This window comes from Thermosulfuriphilus ammonigenes, from assembly GCF_011207455.1.
In the GTDB taxonomy this organism is placed as follows: domain Bacteria; phylum Desulfobacterota; class Thermodesulfobacteria; order Thermodesulfobacteriales; family ST65; genus Thermosulfuriphilus; species Thermosulfuriphilus ammonigenes.
Genome location: NZ_CP048877.1, coordinates 1,067,006 through 1,084,784, shown reverse-complemented (window position 1 = coordinate 1,084,784; position 17,779 = coordinate 1,067,006). Strand labels below are relative to the sequence as shown.

The window sequence follows — 17,779 nt, the reverse complement described above, 5'->3', positions numbered from 1 at the left end:
AATATGTTCGAGAAACAATGGCTAGGAGGGTAAGATTAAGTGGCATCTTTTATGATTTTCTTTTTCTTACTGTTCTTAGCCCTTCCTTTTTCTCTCTGGGCTGGCACTTATACCGGCTCAGCCCACGGCAACAGTAGTAGTGGGGTAAATCGTGATTCTATTCAGACCCTAGGCTATTCGGTGGGTAATTGTGCCCATTGCCATGAGATGCATGCCAGCATTGGTGGTACAGAACCCTCTCCTGTAGGAGCCGGTCCTTCCCCCCTAGCCCTTTTCGCCTTGGAGGAGAAACTCTGTTTTTATTGTCATGGGGCGGTTAGTAACAACGTGCCTTCCCTTTCAAGGGATATTGAGACCCAGTTTAACAAATCTTATCGGCATCCGGTGGAACGCAGCGGGCGGCATACAGTGAGCAAATTGGAGGGGGCTTCCTCCTTCGGGGCCAGCAATCGTCATGCAGAGTGTGCTGATTGCCACAATCCTCATACTATTGGCTATCCAGGGACAGCCTATCACCAATACAACACTACCAATCCGGCAAATAACAATCTGGTCTCCAACTTGTTAAAAGGAGTCTGGGGAGTAGAACCCATCTGGCCCTCATCAGCCTGGACGGTTCCGACAAGCTTTAATGAGCTCCGTCCAACCACTGCTAATCCTGCTGGAGGGGCGATCAAGGAGTATCAGGTCTGTCTGAAGTGTCATTCTTACTATGCCTTTGGTTCGGCAGAGAACACCTCCACTGGAGTGACCACCATCACAAACGCCACCAGCGAATACTATCTGACTGATCAGGCTCTTGAGTTTGCTCCGGCCAACAAATCTGGTCATCCAGTGGTAGTCACTCTAAACAATCGCAGCGGTTCGGATTCTCCTAGGGCTTTAGTGGCTTCTAGTAGAGGGGCTCGGGTCAAGTCGCCCTGGACGCAGGCCGTAGGAGATCAGACCATGTGGTGTAGCGACTGTCATGGAGATGATGCCTCTACAGGCCCCGAAGGGCCTCATGCCTCAAACACTAAGTACATGCTGGCTGATGGTTATACCTGGCCCATAAGGCCAGACACAGGCAAGTTCTGGACTTTGGCCGATGTTTTTAACGACCAGGGCAATTGGCAGACCAAACTTCTTTGTGCCAAGTGTCATCCACTTAAGGTAAATGGCCGTTTTTTAAACAATGTTCACGACAAGGATGACCATTATAATGAAAATTACACCTTTGGAACGGTTTCTTATCCCGGTGCCCCCTGTGTGGCCTGCCATGTAGCCGTGCCTCATGGCTCCAAGAGGGGGCGGCTTATTGCCTACAATAGTGATCCGGAACCCTATGCTGCCCTTCAGAGCGATGGCACCAAGATGGCGGTCCTTGAGGGCTATCGGAAGGCCTCTGATCCCGATTCTTACAATAAGAGAAACTGCTACAGCACTATCAATCCTTGTCGCTACCATAAGAACTACCAGGGGCCCTATGATCCCTGAACCCGCCCTATGCTTAGGCTAAGTAAGTTTTTCCTTAAAAGGGGGTTTATAAGTTGGCTTATCTTAGCCCTTCTTTTGGCTTCTCTCTTTCAAGCCCTTATCCCCCAAGAGAGGTCAGATGATTCTTTACATCTTATACGACGTCTAAATGGTCTTTTTCTCTTACTTGTAGCCTCGCTCAGTTTGGTCTCTCTGGCCTTGGCTCTCAAGCGTCTATGGTCTCGTGAAAGGAGGCCTCCACATCCTTTAGGAAAGAAAGTTCTCCTGGAGCCTTCATTTAACGGCTCCCTGGTTCCCTTAAGGAATAAACTCGAGTCTCTGGGGTATGTCTTTACTGCTGAAGGCCAGGAATGGCTCCTTTTTGAACGGCACCGTATCGGACGCTGGGGAACCTTTGTCTTCCACTTGGGATTATTTTTGGTTGTCCTTTCATTCATCTATCGAGGAATGTGGGGGGCGAGAGGCTATCTTCAGATAATGGAGGGAGAACGCCTTGAGCGAATTAAAGACCGTCATTGGCTGGTCAAAGAGACCGGCCTTCTGATCTCCAGATTTGAACCAAATTTTGGCCTGGCCCTCCTTTCCTGTAATGTTCGTTACCAAGATGGGGAACTCTTTGACATCAATAGCCGGCTTCGGCTTTTGGGAAAGCTTAGGAAAGAGATGGAAACAAGTTTACGGGGGCCTTTGCGATATCAGGGCTTCCGTCTTTACCAAGCCCCTGACTTTGGTTTTGTAACCACTCTTTATCTTCGAGACCAGAAAGGGGAGTTTATATCAGCTCATTATTTTCTTGATCCACCCTCCCGCCCTGGGGAGGGATTTGTCGGCGGCGGAGACTTTCCTGGCAGAGATTATTCTCTAAACATTAAATTCTACCCCAACTTATTTGATCAACAGGCCTTAGATCCTGCCTGGCCTGGAATCTATATTCAGGTACAAAGGGCTGGAGAGCTGCTTTTTGAGGGAAGGCTGTTCTTTAGCCAGACCATCTCTCTTGGAGATGAACGCTTAACCTTTGGTCGTTTGGCCTACTGGACGGGTTTGGTGGTCACTTCTCATCAGGGGGAGGGAGTCTTTTTCGCTGGGCTTTTAGCGGCTGTGCTGGGGGCGATTTTAGTCTATTTTCTGCCGCCTAGGCGTATCTTTCTAGTTTTAGATGCTAACCAGGCCCTGTGGGTCTTCCTGTGGTCTCCCTACCCGGGACGCTTCTTCCCCCAAGAGGAAGATTTTCTCATCTCCGAGTTCCGGAAGGTTTTAGCCAACCAGAATGGAAGATGAGAGAAGTCACTTTTGAAATAATTCTGAGCTGGCTGGCCGTAGCTTCTTATGCCTTGGCCATTATTGCCCTGGCCTGGGGAGTTTTCTTCACGAAGGAAAGAGGCCTTTCGGCCTCACGGTTTCTGGTCTTTTGGGGGATAGCTTTACACGGTTTGGCCCTGGCACTTCGCTGGTACTATGTGGGTCACGGGCCTTACACTACAGCCTATGAGGTTTACTCCTCTAATGCCTGGGTGATTTTGGCTATCTACGGGTTAGTTACCCTTAGGATGGGGCGTCTTCTGCCTGTCGGTTTGGTGGTACTTCCCGGGGCCCTATTTTTTCTCCTTCTGGGGCTCAGCAAATACGATGGTCAGCCAGGCTTACCTACAGCCTTTCACTATTTTTGGTTGGTGATTCATGTTCTCTTTATCAAACTCTCCATTGCCGCTATTTTGGTGGCTTTAGGTTGCAGCCTCTGGCTCCTTCGGCGTTCCTCAACTCAGCTGGATTCAAACTCCCTTGAACTATACAATTACCGTTTTATGGGGCTGGCCTTTGTCTTCTGGACAATAGCCACCGCCTCAGGAGCTGTGTGGGCCAACCTTCGCTGGGGACGCTATTGGTCTTGGGATCCTATTGAAACTTGGTCGCTTATTGTCTGGCTAGGATTGGGACTTGATCTTCATCTACAGAGATTTTTCGGTTGGCGGGGCCGACGGGCGGCCTGGTTGACAGTAATTTGTTTTTCCTTCTTTATTCTGGCTCTCTTCGTAGTTCCTTTTATTAGCCAAGGTCTTCACACTATGTATGTGATCGGGGGAAGTAGTTGATGAACCGGCCCTTGCAAATCATCAACAACTTTCTTCATGATCTGGCTACTGGTTTGTGGGCCGGGGCTTTAATAAACCTTTTTTTACTGTCCACTAAAAGGAGCATCGCAGATACTAAGCGTCTGATGTTTTTGGTAATCATATTTTCCTTGGTATTGGTGGCCATTACCGGGATTTTAAGACTTCGGGACTATCGTGGCCAGAAATCCTTGGCCTTTAAGACCAAACTTCTTTGGCTTAAACACCTGCTTTTGGCTTTTGTATTTTTGGCGGGGAGTCTCTGGGGCTATGTCATAGCCTTTGGGGAGTAATTTTTATGGGTAAAAAACGTATTCTTTTGGTAACTCCACCGTATCACTGTGGCATGCTGGAGGCCGCTGGTACCTGGCTGCCTTTGGGGTTGGTCTATCTGGCCGGGGCAGTCCGCGAAGCCGGACACGAAGTTATAATTTATGATGCCATGTCTCTTTATCATGGTTGGGAGGAGATCGCTTGCCTTATTGAGGATTTCAAGCCTCATATTCTGGCCTCGGGGGCTATTACGGCTACGGTAAACGACTCCCTGAAGCTTTGTCATCTGGCGAAAGAAATTGATCCTCAGGTGATCACCGTCTTGGGTAATGTCCATCCCACCTTTATGTATGAAGAGGTTTTGGCCTCTGGGGTGGTGGATTTTATTGTTCGGGGTGAGGGGGAGGAAACCTTTTCCGAACTTGTTGAATGTCTGGCTGCTGAAGATAACCCCCAAAAGGTGGCTGGGCTGGCCTTTCTCAAAGACGGGGGCCCTTTCCTTACTCCAGAAAGACCCTTTGTCGTCGATCTTGACCGGCTCAAGCCAGCCTGGGATCTGCTTGATTGGTCTGTCTATACCTATCATCCTCAGCCAGGCTCCAGATTGGCTATCGTCTCTTCTTCCCGAGGCTGTGTGGCCGGATGCCTTTTTTGCTCCCAGCGTCTTTTTTGGCGGGGATCATGGCGGGCCAGATCTCCCGAAGCTTTTGTGGACGAGCTGGCGTATCTTCGTCGTGTCTATGGGGTGGATGTGGTCATGATCAGTGATGAATATCCAACTCGGGATCGCCAGCGCTGGCAAAGGATTCTGGATCTTCTTCTCCAGCGGGATCTAGAAATAGAGATCCTCATGGAGACTCGGGTCGATGATATTATCCGAGATGAAGACATTATGGAGAAATATCGCCTGGCCGGAATAACCCATATCTATGTGGGAGTGGAATCACCGGATCAGCAGAAAATAGACCTTTTTCAGAAAGATATCCGAGTTGAGGCCTCCAAGAAGGCCTTAGATATCATTAATAGGGCAGACATTGTTTCAGAGACATCTTTTGTTGTGGGCACTCCAGATGAAACAAAAGACTCTCTCAACCAGACTTTGGAACTGGCCAAATTTTATGATCCAGATATGGCGTTTTTTTTGCCCCTGACCCCTTGGCCCTATACTCCTCTTTATCAACGTTTTAGAGACTACATCGAAGACTACAATTATAGCCACTACAATCTCATTGAACCCATCATCAGGCCGCTAGCCATGAGTCGGGCAGAACTTCGGCGGGCAATGTTTTCGGCTACCGGCCGCTTTTTTGCTCATAAGTTTGCCCGTCTAGAGACCCTTACTCCCTACAAGAGGGGCTTTATGCTCACCGTACTCCAGCTTTTACTGGAGAGGTCTTATTTGGCCTCAGAGATGATGAGCCTCCTTGTTCCTTTTAAGAGATTCCTGAAGGGGAACGCTTCGTGAGGGACTATAGCCTTGACTCCAGCTTTGTTCGGGAGCTCGATCAAGAAATTCAGGCCTTCGTGGCCCGGGGGCTAGATAATAATGATGAGAAGACTTTCAATCGTTTGGCTCTTAAGGAATTTGAGCTCCAATTTCGTAATATAGAACCCTATCGTACCTTCTGCCTTAAAGTAGGCCGGACTCCAGAAACAGTTTCTTCTTGGGAAGATATTCCGGCCGTCCCTTCTCTGGCCTTTAAGAAGTTTGTTTTAACTACCTTTCCACCTGATGTGGCGGTTCAGCACTACATGAGTAGTGGGACCACAGATCCAACTAATCGAGCCAAGGTCTATCGAGATCAGCGGGCCGTTGAAATTATGGTTCAGGCCAATGCCCTTCTTACCCGGGAGTATCTCTTTCCCGATATAGACAAAATGAAGATTCTCTTTTTTGCCCCTTCTCCTAAACTAGTTCCCGGTATGGGGATGGCTGTCGGTTTAGGGGAAGTGAGGCGCATCTTTGGAACGTCGGATAGTGCCTTTCTTATAGGCTATCGGGGGCTAAAACTGGCATTACTCCTCAAGGCCCTCAAACAAGCAGAGAAAACTGGCGAACCTTTGGCCCTCATCGGGGCCACCTCGGCCTTTATCTACTTTTTTAACGCCTGCGAGAAAGAAGGTTTACACTTTAAACTTCCTCCCGGAAGTCGACTCTGTGATGGTGGCGGATATCAAGGTCAGTTTGGTGAGTGTAGTAAGGAGGAATTTTGGGCCAAAGCCAAAAGAATTCTCGGGATCCCAGAGACTTACTGTATTAACGTTTTGGGGATGGCGGAAACCAGCACTAATTATTTTGACAACGTCTTAAGAAATCATCTTAAGGGACGAAAGGTCTTTCGCTACAAGGAACTTCCTCCATGGACCCGTCTTAAAATTATTGATCCCGAAACATTAAATCCTGTTCGGCCGGGAGAGATCGGACTCCTGTGTCATTATGACCTTACCAATAGGGCTCAAATGTTGGCTGTCCAAACAGATAATGTCGGTATGGCTGTCGAAGATGGATTTGAGATTCTTGGACGTTGGCGCAAACGGGGGCAGGAGGTGTTTATCGATAAAACTTTCCAGCATCCCGGCGGACGAGTAGCTAATAAACTGACGGAGTTTTTATTACGACATCGCTTAAGTAAGATTGGCCGAATCTATGCTCGCATTAATGTTTAAGGAGGTTTATATGGAGAAAGATTTTAAGGAAATAACTTTAGAGATGGTTGGGGCTGAAGAAAATGGCGGGACTTGTTCCACCCTTGCGGATCTGATGCTTACCGGCTGTTTCCAGGGGAAAGATCCAGAAGATAAAAAGAACCATATCAAAACCTCTTCTGAGAAGCGCTCCTGACCCTCCTGCCCACATAATAAAAAGGGGCAGGGTTTTCCCGAGGGAAAACCCTGCCCCTGCTTTGGGAGGGGGGAGTTATTGGGTTTTTTGTTTTGCCAGGTATTGTTCAATGGCCTCCTTGAGGGCGTCGGCCCCCAGGTTTGAACAATGCATTTTCTGGGGTGGTAGTCCTCCCAGAGCCTTGGCCACCTCTTTGTTGGTGATCTTGAGGGCCTCCTCAAGGGTCTTGCCCTTAACCATTTCGGTGATCATGCTACTTACGGCAATGGCGGCCCCGCAACCGAAGGTCTGGAATTTGGCGTCAACGATGCGGCCATCTTTTACTTTGATGTAGACCTTCATTACATCGCCGCAAACTGGATTTCCCTGCATCCCGACCCCGTCAGCGTCGGGAATTTCGCCTACGTTTCTCGGGTTCATGAAGTGATCCATTACCTCTTTCGTGTACATAGTCCTCCCTCCATTTCTCCCCAGCCCTGTCCGAAGGGGGAGAGTTCTCTGAGTCTCTTAACCACCTGAGGGAACTCCCTCAGGGCATATTTGATTTGTTCTTCATTGTTATCCTGGCCAAAGCTAAAGACCACCGACCCCTGGGCTATATGGGCCGGGACACCCATAGAAAGAAGCACCGGGGAGGCCTTGAGGGCCTTTGAGGTACAGGCTGAGCCGCTGGCGGCATAGATCCCTTTTGAGGCCAGAAGGAGCAACATGGCCTCACCCTCGACAAACTCTACGCAGAAGCTGGCGTGTCCCGGAAGCCTCTTCTCCCGGTGTCCGGTATACAAAAGATGGTCTATCTCTCCGGTGATACCGGCAACAAACATATCCCGGAGTCTCTTTACGTGTTCCATCCGCTGAGGAAGCTCCTTTTGGGCCAACTCAGCGGCCTTGCCCATGCCCACAATGGCGGGAACGTTTTCCGTGCCCGCCCGGCGGCCGTTTTCCTGGATGCCGCCAAAGATAAGAGGGGTAATCCGTAGCCCCTTGCGAATATAAAGGGCCCCAGCCCCCTTAGGACCATAGAACTGGTGGGCCGACATGCTCAGAAGATCAACCCCCAGTTCTTCAACATTTACCGGTATGTTGCCCACAGCGGCTACAGCATCCGTATGAAACACCACTCCATTTTCCCGAGCCACCCGGGCTATTTCGGCAATAGGTTCGATGGTCCCCACCTCGGGGCTGGCCATGATTACCGAAATCAGAATGGTCTCCTTGCGAATGGCCCGGCGCACCTCGTCAGGATCAATGAGACCAAATTTATCTGGTTTAATAAAACTGACCACAAACCCCTGTTTTTCCAAAAAACGGGCCGGGTTTAGGACCGAATGGTGCTCCATGAGGCTGACGATAATGTGTCGGCCCTTTTTCTCCATGGCCCGGGCAATCCCTTGAACGGCAAAGTTATTGGCCTCGGCCCCATTGGAGGTGAAGACGATCTCGCTGGCCTTGGCTCCGATGAGACCAGCCACCTTTTCGCGGGCCTCTTCTATAGCCTCTCTGGCCTTAACCCCTAGAGGATAGACACTCAAAGGGTTGCCAAACTCCTCCTTAAGATAGGGGAGCATGGCTTCGAGAACCTCTGGCCTGAGAGGAGTAGTGGCAACGTGGTCGAAATAGCAATCCATGTCTTTTCCCTTTCTAGTTATTGGTCTCTTTTCTGGTTACCCTTTGGCCCCGGAAGGGACAGCTCTTGGGACAGCGTTTGCGAATATAGAAGCGAAAGTAGTCTTCTCCCTCGCTTAGCCCCAGGAATTCGTTGCCTGTCCGCTCACACCAGCTGGGAACATCCTCCAGAGCCCCGTCATAGTCGGTCAGAAGCTCAAGGATCTGCCCTTCCTCGAGCTGAGAGATGGTTTCCTCCAGGGTCAGGAGATGCATAGGGCACATCATATAGACAATGTCTGTGGTGACATCGGGTTTAATATTTTCCACAAACTTGATCTTGCTCATGCTCTCCTCCCTGATTTTGGAGTGCCTCGAGAAACCACTCCTGGAGTAGATCCTCCAGGGTTATGGTGCTAAGAAAATTCTCTATTTGCTGGCCGAGGGCCTTCCACAGAAGGTGAAAGACACACCTGTCAACCCGCAGACAGCCTTCTTCTGGATCAAGACATGAGGTTATGGCCACCGGACCAACCAGTTCCAGGAGAATCTCTGCCAGATTAATCTCCGCCGGCTTTCGCTTGAGGACGTATCCCCCACCCGGACCTTTGATGCTTTCAATAAAACCGGCCCGACGCAGGCGGTTTAAAATCTGCTCCAGATACCTTACCGGCACCCCCTGGCGCTCAGAGATGGTTTTAATGTTTATGGGCCGGGGATAGCTTCTGGCGATCTCATACATGGCCCTCAGCCCATAACGCCCTTTGGTTGATAACCTGAACATGGCTTTATTTTAAATACTTGACTTATTATGTCAAGTATTTTGGTGGGGTAAAAATTAGAAGCCTTTTATAAGTAGAGGGCTATAGCCAGAGAGATGGCGCTTGTCAGAGGAATAAGGCCTTCCACTAAGATCTCCAGTCGGAAGCTTTGGCCGGGATTTCTCTGGGCAAAGACTCTGATGAGAAAGAGAAGATAGATCCCGCCGGCAAAGACGGCCAGGGCGGAAGGGGGCAAGATCCCCATGGCCGGCAGGATAAGCCCTAAGACCATAAGAACTCCGGTAATCCAGCGGGCGATGGTTAAGGTTTTTTCTTCGCCCAGAAAGACTGGAAGGGTTTCTTTGCCCACAAAGCCATCTCCCTGGACTTCAAGAACTTCAAGGAGTATTCCCCGCAGATAGGCTAAAAGGGCGGCGAGGACAAAGACCCCTGCCAAGGCAGATGGCCGGGGGCCCAGGGTAAGACCCGGAACTACGGCCGCCGTCGCGGCCCAGGCCAGGGCCACAAAGAACATCTTCCCGCCGGGGACTTCCTTGAGGGCCCGGTATCCCAGGAGGTGTTTAAGGGGAGGGGGTAAGGCCTGAAATCCGTAGAGAGAGCCAAGGAGGAGGAGGGTTAAAAGGAGTCCACCAGGAAGAGATCCGGCCCTGAAGGCTAGAGATAGGATGGCTCCAGTCACCAGGGCGGCCACCAGATAAAAACACAGGCGGTGCCTTTCAAAAAAGGCCGCTCGCAAGGGATCATTTAACTTCAGGGATTCCAAATCAAAAAGCCGATTTATGGTGTGCATGACCCAGGCATAGCCGCCGGCAACAAAGGCCCATGTTAAGGATGGATCCTGGCCCAGGGCCGTCTGGGCGAAGACCCCCAGAAGGGCAGCCGAAAGGGCCACGGCCAGATTTATCTCCACGGCCATTCTTATGGCTCGGCGGAGCCAGCGAAAGAAAAATGGTTCTCCTTTTCCCCGGATGTCTTCAAGGATCCTGACGATTCGGTTTATCATCCAGTTAGGAGTAGAGGCCCCCGCAGTCACCCCCACCCGGCGGAACTGGCTCAGCTCTTCACGGGGAATGTCGCTCTCGGTTTCTACCAGGTAGGCCTGGCAACCGGCCTCCCGGGCCACCATGGCCAGGCGGTTGGTGTTGGCACTGTTTTTCCCTCCGACAACGACAATGGCCTCGGCCTCTGCTGCCAGACGCCGGACTTCGGCCTGACGATTGTGGGTGGCGTTGCAGATGGTATTAAAGACCTGCCCACCGGGAAAAAGCTCCACGATCTCCTGGCTCAGGAATTCAAAAGTCTCTTCCTCTTGGGTGGTTTGAGAGACGATGATGTACTTTTGAAGGTCTTTTAGCTCCCGGATGTCCCGCAAATCGCTGACCACGATTCCCTTCCCCCGGCAGTGGCCCAGGATGCCAATAACCTCGGCATGATCTTTGTCTCCGATGATGATTATCCGATAGCCATCTTCGGCATGACGCTGGACGATCTTCTGGACCTTTATCACCCGGGGACAGGTTCCATCGATGACCTTAAAACCAGCGTTGATGAGCCGACTCTTCTCCTCTGGGGGCACGCCGTGGGCCCGGATAATCACCGTTCCTTCACCCTTTTCTGGAATATCCTTGAGGATCTCAACCCCTAAAGACTTAAGAAGATCTAGGGCCTGAGGGTTATGAATAAGAGGGCCATAGGTGAAGACCGGATGAGGGCCTGTACGGGCTGCCTTCAAAGCCAGCTGCATGGCCCGTCTTACCCCCATACAAAAGCCAGCCTTTTTGGCCAGAACCACCTTCATAACAGGGCCCTCCGGACTTCCTCCCTCAGGCTGTCCATGAGCCCCCTTTCGGCGAAGCTGTAATATTTACCGGGGTGTCCAATAATCAGGTGGTCAAGCAGCCTTATCTCCAGCATCTCACAGATGATGATAAGACGCCTGGTGAGGTGGAGATCCTCCCTGGAGGGGGTGGTGTCGCCAGAGGGGTGGTTATGGGCCACTACCAGGGCCGAGGCATTGTGTCTCAGGGTGCGTTCGATGAGTTCGCGAGGATAGACATGGCTCATGTTGACAGTGCCCCGAAAAAGATCCTCTACGGCCAGGATGGCCCCCCGGGCATCGAGATAGATGGCCTTAAAGACCTCTTTTTTGAGGTCAGCCATGGAGTGATAGAGATATTCATAGACCTCTCTGGCGGAGCGAAGATAGACCTTTTCTTTGATCCTTCTCTCCAGGTATCTTCGGGCCACTCCTTGGACAAACTTAAGGGCAAAGATGTTCTTGGGGCCAAGCCCGGGGATCTTGACCAGCTCCTCTACCGGAGCCTCCAGAACCTGGGCCAGCCCCTTGAAATACTGGAGGGCCTTTCGGGCCGGAACCTTGCAGTCCTTTCGGGGGGTGCCAAAGCTAAGAAGAACCTCTAAAATCTCGGCGTCGGTGAAGGCCGAAAGCCCATATTCCATAAACTTTTCTCTTAACCGCTGTCGATGGCCGGCTCCCCGTCTCTGCCAGTCTTCTTTGTCCATAAAAGTCGGTCTGTTCTAAATAGTACTCAGCTCCAGACACCGTCGATCTCGGCCCCACAGAAGCTGCAGCGACCTTCATCGAGGTGATAGTCGGTGATAGTGAAACCAAAGCGGTCGATGATCACCCGTCCGCAGGCATAACAGTAGGTCTTCTCCCCGGGGTCTCCGGGGACGTTTCCAGTGTAAACGTAGCGCAGGCCCATCTCAAGAGCGATCTGACGGGCGGCGGCCAGTTTTTCCACCTCGGTGGGCGGGAGCCCCGTTAGATGATACCGGGGGTAAAAGCGAGAAAGGTGCCAGGGGGTTCCTGGGCCCAGTTCTTCTTTGATAAAACGGGCCAGTTCTCGGACCAGATCCAGGGAGTCATTCTCACCAGGGATAAGCAGGGTGGTTACTTCCAGCCAGATCCCCATTTCTTTGAGATTTTTCAATGTTTCCAGGACTGGACTTTGTCTGGCCCCACAGTGACGGCGATAAAAGCGGTCGTCACCTTTAAGGTCGATGTTGGCCGCATGTAAATAGGGCCGGATGGTCTCTAGGGCCTCTTTGGTCATGTAGCCATTGGAGACAAATACGTTCCGGATATCCTCTTCCACCGCCAGGCGGGCGCAGTCGTAGGCCAGCTCAAAATAGATTGTCGGCTCGGTGTAGGTGTAAGAGATGGTCTTGGCCCTGGCTTCTTTGGCCTCGGCGACTATTTCTTCGGGGCTCATAGTATCTCCCATAATGATTCCCTGGTCCCGAGGCATCTGGGAGATCTCAAAATTTTGGCAAAAATCGCAGCGAAAATTGCAACCTACGGTGGCAATGGAGTAGGAGCGGCTGCCCGGAAGAAAGTGAAACAGGGGCTTTTTCTCAATGGGATCAACATGCCTGGCAATCACCCGCCCGTAGACAAGAGAGTAAAGGGTGCCATCCACATTTTTGCGCACTCCACAGATGCCGGTCTTCTCCGGTTTTATCTTGCAGCGGTGACTGCATAGTTGACACCGGACCTCCTTGTCCTTTAGCCTTTCGTAGAGCATGGCCTCCTTCATGGTATTCCTCCTTGCAGTAGGTGTCTTTTCAGAAAATTTTTCCCTATCCCAAAGTAGGCACTGGCCCGGTCTTTTTGCAAGACGCTGGCCCTTGATCTTGGAGCCGATTTGGGCAAACTGAAGACCTCGAGGAGGACATAAATTATGGCTGACATGAGAGAAGAGATAAAAAAGGTCCTGCTTTCGGTCTTAGCCGCCATAAGCATCGTTACCCTTGGTGTTCTCGGCTATGAGCTTATAGAAGGTTGGAGCCTTCTTGATGCCCTCTACATGACCCTTATTACCGTGACCACCGTAGGCTACGGAGAGGTTCATCCCCTTTCGGAGGAAGGGCGCATCTTTACCATTCTTATCCTCTTTTTGGGGGTGGGGTTGGTCCTTTACGTCTTCTCCATGGTTACGGAGGCCATAGTCAGTGGTCAAATCCAGAAGGCCATGGGGCGACGTCGGCTGGAGAAAAAGATTGCCCAGCTTAAGGATCACTACATAATCTGCGGTTTCGGACGCATCGGTATGGTGATTGCCGAGATGGTCTCCAAGGAGCACCCGGTGGTGGTGGTAGAGAATGATCCATCACAGATTCAGCGTCTGGAGGAGCAGGGCTTTCTTTACCTGGAAGGAGATGCTACCAGCGAGGAGACCCTGCTTAAGGCCGGGGTGGAACGGGCCCGGGGGCTTTTTTCGGTTCTTCAGTCCGACGCCGACAATGTCTATATATGCCTTACGGCTAAGGGCTTGAATCCCAGACTCTTCCTCGTTGCCCGGGCCGCTGAGGAGGACGCGGAGAAGAAACTCCTTAGGGCCGGGGCCGATAAGGTTGTTTCCCCCTATCTCATCGGGGCCCGCCGTATGGCCCTTACCGTCTTGCGCCCCACGGTGACCGACTTCCTGGAGCTGGCCGTCCACAAGGCCTCTCTGGATCTTCAGATCGAAGAGATCACCGTGATCGAAAGATCAAGGCTCCAGGGGCAAAGCCTTCTTGAAAGTGGCATCCGGCAAAAGACCGGAGCCATCATCCTGGCGGTAAAAAAGGAATCCGGGCAGATGATCTACAACCCGCCCCCAGATTATATCATCGAACCCGGAGATATCCTTATCGCCCTGGCCGATCAGAAGGGGTTGATGCGCCTCAAGGAGATGGCCCACACCTTGTCCGGATAAGTCCCTCCTCGGTGATCAGGAAATCCATCAGCTGGTCGTGGGGTTCAAGGGGAAGGCGGGGACAGATCTGAACCCCAAAGGCCAGCCCGACTCGAATGGCCTCAGGGTATTCTTTCAAGAGGCGATCGTAGTAACCTCCACCGTAGCCCAGGCGGCCTCCGTGGACATCAAAGGCTACCCCGGGGACAAAGATTATCTCCGGAGGTCGGGTGGCCTCCGGTAAGTCAGGGCGGGGCTCCAGGATCCCGGCATATCCTGGAGAAAGATCCTTTTCCGGTCTCATGATCTGGTAGAGCCTCAGGGTCTTCTCCTCGACAAATGTTCGCGGCAAAAGGACGATTTTCCCCCGCTTAAGGGATTCCCGGATGAGATCCCAGGTCTCTACCTCCTCACGAAAGGAGGCATAGAGAAGGGTTACCTTAACCGAGCGATAAAGAGGCCAGGAAAGGGCATGTTGGGCGATGATTCGGCTGGCCCCGGACCTCTTTTTTGGATCCAGGTTGGCCCTGGCCGCTAGGTATTTCTTTCGCAAGGTTCTTTTGTCTTCCAAGCCTTCCTCCTCTTTAGGGGCTTCGGCAAAGGATGGTGTCACGCCGAAAGTTGGCGTCGTCTTTGTGGGGCCAGTCCATGTTGTAGTGGGCCCCGCGGCTTTCCCGGCGCCACCTGGCCGAACGGATGATGAGATCTGCCAAATGGGCAATATTTCGGAGCTCGATAAAGTCAGCCGTGATAATGTAGTCCCAATAGTGTTGTTCTATCTCTTCCAGGATGGGTTTAAGGCGGCGGCTTGCCAGCTCAAGCCGCTTTTTGTTTCTGACAATGCCCACGTAGTTCCACATCAGCCGGCGGATGGCATCCCAGTTGTGGGAGATAAGAACGGCCTCTTCCATATCCACCGCCCCTCCGGGATCCCAGTCAGGCACGGGAGGAAGGTCAAGGGCCCCGTATTCCCCCCAGTTCTGGTGTATCCAGCGGGCGGCCTGGTGGGCAAATACCAGCCCCTCAAGGAGAGAATTTGAGGCCAGGCGGTTGGCCCCATGGAGACCCGTGTAGGCGCACTCCCCAATGGCAAAAAGGCCGAAGATATCGGTTCGGCCCCAGGTGTCGGTGACCACTCCGCCGCACATGTAATGGGCTGCCGGGACCACGGGGATGGGCTCACGGGTAATATCGATGCCAAAACGCAGGCAGGTCTGGTAGATGTTGGGGAAACGCCTCTTGATGAACTCCGATTCCCGATGACTGATGTCAAGATAAACAAAGTCGCGGCCGCTTTTTTTAAGCTCTTGATCTATGGCCCGGGCAACCACGTCTCTGGTGGCCAGGTCCTTGAGATTGGGGTCATATTTGTGCATAAAAGGTCGGCCTTCGGGGTCAAGTAGTCGGGCTCCTTCCCCCCTTAGGGCTTCAGAGATGAGAAAGTTTTTGGCCAAGGGGTGGTAGAGACAGGTGGGATGAAACTGGACAAACTCCAGGTTGGCCACCCGGGCCCCGGCCCGGTAGGCCATGGCGATGCCATCACCGGTGGCCACATCGGGGTTGCTGGTGTAGAGATAGACCTTGCCGGCCCCTCCTGTAGAAAGGATCGTCACCCGGGAAAGAAAGGTCTTTACCTGACCGCTTTGTCCATCAAGAACGTAGGCCCCCAGACAGCGTTCCCCCAGATCCTCACACTGTCGGCGAATGGCCACCTTGCAGCCGGTGATAAGGTCAACGGCCATGTGATTTTCCAAAATGGTTATCTGGGGATGGTCCTGGGCTCGATTAAGAAGAACGCTTTCTATCTCTCTGCCGGTGAAATCCTGGGCATGGACAATGCGACGTCGGCTGTGTCCACCCTCAAGGCCAAGGTGCAGATGGCCAGGGCGTTCTGGGTCCTCACTGAAACGCACCCCTAGATCCATGAGTTCCCGAATTCGTTCCGGGGCCTGACGAACGACCAGGGAGACCACTTCTTCTTTGCAGAGGCCGTCTCCCGCCCGGAGGGTGTCGGCAATGTGAAGCTCAAAGGAATCATCTTCTCCCAGAACGCAGGCAATTCCTCCCTGGGCCAGGGTGGTGGCGGCCTCCTTAGGGGCCTTTTTGGTGATAATGGTCACCCGGCCTAGGTCGGCCACCTTAAGGGCCAGGGAGAGGCCGGCGATGCCGCTTCCGATGATCAAAAAATCCGTCTCATAGGCCATGGCAGTTGTCTTCTCCTCCCTCTCTGCTATAGTTCCTGACCATGCTCAAGCTTCTTATTTTTGATTGTGACGGGGTGCTTTTTGATTCGCGAGAGGCTAACCGGGCTTACTATAACCGGATTCGGGAGGAGTTTTCCCTGCCGCCGCTTGACGAAGATGAACTTCAGTATGTCCATATGCACGCCGCCGAGGACTCTGTCCGTTATATCTTCCGAGATCATCCCCATCTTCTAAAAGAGGCCCTTTCGTTTCAAAAGAGGCTTGACTATGCTGGGTTTCTCCCGCTTCTAACCCCTGAGCCGGGCCTAAAGGAGCTTATTGAAGAGGTGCGACCGCCCCTTAAGACAGCCATTTCTACCAATCGCTCTACCACCATGCCGGCCTTAAGAGAGATATTCCGGCTTGATGAGCTTTTTGACCTTATCGTCTGTGCCCTGGATGTAGAAAGGCCCAAACCTCATCCTGAAGGGGTAAGAAAAATCCTCGCCCACTTCAGGACCCGTCCGGAAGAGGCCCTTTATATTGGAGACACTCAGGTGGACGAGGCCGTGGCCCGCGCCGCTGGTATTCCCCTGGTGGCCTACAAGAACCGCGACCTTTCGGCCGCCTATCATGTTTCCTCCTTTGCTGAGCTTTTGCCCATCATCCGGGGGCTTCTAGCCTGATTCTCCCCCGGGGCAGCGGGAGGAGAACCTTTCCTTGAGACGCCTCTCGACGGATTCCGGCACCAGCCCCTCCAGACAGCCGCCGAACCTGGCCACCTCCTTGATTATGCTGGAGCTAATGAATATCCACTTTGCCCCGGGCATCAGGAAAACTGTTTCCAGATTGGGGCAGAGTTTACGGTTCATAAGGGCAATTTGAAACTCGTACTCAAAGTCCGAGACGGCCCTGAGCCCTCTGATGACGGCACAGGCCCCTCTCTTTTGGGCGTATTCCACCAGAAGGCCCTGAAAGTAATCTACCTCTACCCGTTCCATTCCAGCCACTGTCTCCCGGATCATATCCAGCCTTTCCTCGAGGCTGAAGAGGGGTTTTTTGGCCGGGTTAAGGCCGATAGCCACTATAAGTCGATCAAACAGACGCACGCCGCGCTGGATGACATCAAGGTGTCCATTGGTGATGGGATCAAAAGTGCCGGGATAGATAGCGATACGTTCCCTCATCGTTCCTCCTCGTAGAACCAGAGCACCGACTGGCCGTAACGTCTTCGGTCCTTTAGAGTCAATCTTCCAACCCTTGAAGGGAGAGTCACGGTCTCTCTCTCCTCGACTACAACGAGCCCTCCAGGAGCCAGAAGGCCGCTTTGGGCCAGATCCCCTAAGGTCTTCTCTGCCAGGCCCTGGCCATAAGGAGGGGTGACAGAGATGACCTCAAAAGGCCCTCTAACCGGAGGCAGCCCCCGACTCAGATCATAACGAATAATCTCTGCAGAGGCTCCGGTCCGGGCCAAATTTTGACGAATGAGCCTCAAAGCCCGGGGATCCTTATCTACTAAAACGACCCGGGAGGCTCCCCGGGAGAGGGCCTCGATCCCCACCGCCCCTGTACCGGCATAAAGGTCCAGGAAGCTCCCTTCCAGCAGACCCCGGGAGGCCAGAATGTCAAAAAGGGCCTTTCTGACCCGATCGGCCATGGGCCGAATCCGTTCCCCCGATGGCCCTTTGAGCCGCAGCCCTTTAAACCTTCCGGTGGTGATCCTTAAAGACACGGGCTTCTATATAACACTCCTTACCGTCTTGGGCAGGGCCGAATTTGACCTATTTCTGTTTTAGCGTAAACTAAA

21 protein-coding genes are annotated in these 17,779 nt (G+C 52.4%); 10 read left to right on the top strand and 11 right to left on the bottom strand.

The genetic code is table 11. The features are described 5' to 3' along the window. Positions 1-51 precede the first annotated feature (51 nt). From G4V39_RS05320 to G4V39_RS05290, 7 genes are read left to right on the top strand one after another with little or no spacing between them, the layout of a single operon-like run. Positions 52-1,476: a hypothetical protein gene (locus tag G4V39_RS05320; protein WP_166031942.1), complete on the top strand. Its 1,425-nt coding sequence runs from the start codon at positions 52-54 to the stop codon at positions 1,474-1,476. A 9-nt stretch (positions 1,477-1,485) separates the two neighbouring features. Further along, on the top strand, positions 1,486-2,757 hold the full coding sequence (locus G4V39_RS05315; protein WP_166031941.1) for a cytochrome c biogenesis ResB family protein: 1,272 nt from the start codon (positions 1,486-1,488) through the stop codon (positions 2,755-2,757). Continuing rightward, a complete protein-coding gene (locus G4V39_RS05310) occupies positions 2,754-3,569 on the top strand; it encodes a cytochrome c biogenesis protein (protein ID WP_166031940.1) in 816 nt (271 codons plus the stop codon). The genes G4V39_RS05315 and G4V39_RS05310 overlap by 4 nt, the downstream gene beginning before the upstream one ends. Beyond that, a complete protein-coding gene (locus G4V39_RS05305) occupies positions 3,569-3,880 on the top strand; it encodes a hypothetical protein (RefSeq protein ID WP_166031939.1) in 312 nt (103 codons plus the stop codon). The genes G4V39_RS05310 and G4V39_RS05305 overlap by 1 nt, the downstream gene beginning before the upstream one ends. Before the next feature lie 5 nt (positions 3,881-3,885). Further along, positions 3,886-5,325, top strand: coding sequence for a B12-binding domain-containing radical SAM protein (locus tag G4V39_RS05300; RefSeq protein ID WP_166031938.1), 1,440 nt, complete (start codon positions 3,886-3,888; stop codon positions 5,323-5,325). Next, on the top strand, positions 5,322-6,527 hold the full coding sequence (locus G4V39_RS05295; RefSeq protein WP_166031937.1) for a LuxE/PaaK family acyltransferase: 1,206 nt from the start codon (positions 5,322-5,324) through the stop codon (positions 6,525-6,527). The genes G4V39_RS05300 and G4V39_RS05295 overlap by 4 nt, the downstream gene beginning before the upstream one ends. A gap of 10 nt (positions 6,528-6,537) precedes the next feature. Continuing rightward, entirely contained in the window at positions 6,538-6,702 is a 165-nt protein-coding gene (locus G4V39_RS05290; RefSeq protein ID WP_166031936.1) for a hypothetical protein, read from the top strand. 75 nt (positions 6,703-6,777) lie between these two features. On the opposite strand, the gene nifU is transcribed toward G4V39_RS05290, so the two are convergent. The 7 genes from nifU to amrS form a co-directional block, all read right to left on the bottom strand. After that, a complete protein-coding gene (gene nifU / locus G4V39_RS05285; RefSeq protein WP_166031935.1) occupies positions 6,778-7,152 on the bottom strand; it encodes a Fe-S cluster assembly scaffold protein NifU in 375 nt (124 codons plus the stop codon). Continuing rightward, complete coding sequence (locus G4V39_RS05280) at positions 7,134-8,330, bottom strand: cysteine desulfurase family protein (RefSeq protein WP_166031934.1); 1,197 nt, start codon at positions 8,328-8,330, stop codon at positions 7,134-7,136. Before G4V39_RS05280 ends, nifU begins: the two co-directional genes overlap by 19 nt. Before the next feature lie 13 nt (positions 8,331-8,343). Then, the gene (locus G4V39_RS05275; RefSeq protein WP_166031933.1) at positions 8,344-8,655 is read right to left on the bottom strand and encodes a sulfurtransferase TusA family protein; all 312 of its coding nucleotides are present in this window, start codon (positions 8,653-8,655) and stop codon (positions 8,344-8,346) included. Further along, positions 8,624-9,091 carry an RrF2 family transcriptional regulator gene (locus G4V39_RS05270; protein WP_166031932.1) on the bottom strand — a complete coding sequence of 156 codons (468 nt, stop codon included), beginning with the start codon at positions 9,089-9,091 and terminating at the stop codon, positions 8,624-8,626. Before G4V39_RS05270 ends, G4V39_RS05275 begins: the two co-directional genes overlap by 32 nt. 65 nt (positions 9,092-9,156) lie before the next feature. Beyond that, positions 9,157-10,887, bottom strand: coding sequence for a 4-hydroxy-3-methylbut-2-enyl diphosphate reductase (gene ispH / locus G4V39_RS05265; RefSeq protein WP_166031931.1), 1,731 nt, complete (start codon positions 10,885-10,887; stop codon positions 9,157-9,159). Then, a complete protein-coding gene (radC, locus tag G4V39_RS05260; protein WP_166031930.1) occupies positions 10,884-11,612 on the bottom strand; it encodes a RadC family protein in 729 nt (242 codons plus the stop codon). The genes ispH and radC overlap by 4 nt, the downstream gene beginning before the upstream one ends. A 26-nt stretch (positions 11,613-11,638) precedes the next feature. Next, on the bottom strand, positions 11,639-12,649 hold the full coding sequence (amrS, locus tag G4V39_RS05255) for an AmmeMemoRadiSam system radical SAM enzyme (protein ID WP_166031929.1): 1,011 nt from the start codon (positions 12,647-12,649) through the stop codon (positions 11,639-11,641). A 144-nt stretch (positions 12,650-12,793) separates the two neighbouring features. On the opposite strand from amrS, the gene G4V39_RS05250 reads away from it, so the two are divergent. Beyond that, positions 12,794-13,810 (top strand): potassium channel family protein, encoded by a 1,017-nt coding sequence (locus tag G4V39_RS05250; RefSeq protein WP_246169766.1) that lies wholly within the window; start codon positions 12,794-12,796, stop codon positions 13,808-13,810. Here G4V39_RS05250 and G4V39_RS05245 read toward each other — a convergent pair. Both G4V39_RS05245 and nadB read right to left on the bottom strand, forming a co-directional pair. After that, complete coding sequence (locus tag G4V39_RS05245) at positions 13,779-14,360, bottom strand: 5-formyltetrahydrofolate cyclo-ligase (RefSeq protein ID WP_166031928.1); 582 nt, start codon at positions 14,358-14,360, stop codon at positions 13,779-13,781. The genes G4V39_RS05250 and G4V39_RS05245 overlap by 32 nt on opposite strands. 13 nt (positions 14,361-14,373) lie before the next feature. Further along, complete coding sequence (nadB, locus tag G4V39_RS05240) at positions 14,374-15,993, bottom strand: L-aspartate oxidase (RefSeq protein ID WP_166031927.1); 1,620 nt, start codon at positions 15,991-15,993, stop codon at positions 14,374-14,376. Between the two features lie 41 nt (positions 15,994-16,034). Here nadB and G4V39_RS05235 point away from each other — a divergent pair, with 41 nt between their 5' ends. Beyond that, the gene (locus G4V39_RS05235; protein WP_210412192.1) at positions 16,035-16,658 is read left to right on the top strand and encodes an HAD family hydrolase; all 624 of its coding nucleotides are present in this window, start codon (positions 16,035-16,037) and stop codon (positions 16,656-16,658) included. On the opposite strand, the gene coaD is transcribed toward G4V39_RS05235, so the two are convergent. Both coaD and rsmD read right to left on the bottom strand, forming a co-directional pair. Beyond that, the gene (gene coaD / locus G4V39_RS05230; RefSeq protein ID WP_166031926.1) at positions 16,650-17,159 is read right to left on the bottom strand and encodes a pantetheine-phosphate adenylyltransferase; all 510 of its coding nucleotides are present in this window, start codon (positions 17,157-17,159) and stop codon (positions 16,650-16,652) included. The two genes, G4V39_RS05235 and coaD, sit on opposite strands and share 9 nt — an antisense overlap. Then, positions 17,156-17,668, bottom strand: coding sequence for a 16S rRNA (guanine(966)-N(2))-methyltransferase RsmD (gene rsmD, locus G4V39_RS05225; protein ID WP_343041991.1), 513 nt, complete (start codon positions 17,666-17,668; stop codon positions 17,156-17,158). Before rsmD ends, coaD begins: the two co-directional genes overlap by 4 nt. On the opposite strand from rsmD, the gene G4V39_RS11305 reads away from it, so the two are divergent. Further along, positions 17,628-17,768, top strand: coding sequence for a hypothetical protein (locus tag G4V39_RS11305; protein WP_166030968.1), 141 nt, complete (start codon positions 17,628-17,630; stop codon positions 17,766-17,768). The two genes, rsmD and G4V39_RS11305, sit on opposite strands and share 41 nt — an antisense overlap. Positions 17,769-17,779: the final 11 nt, after the last annotated feature.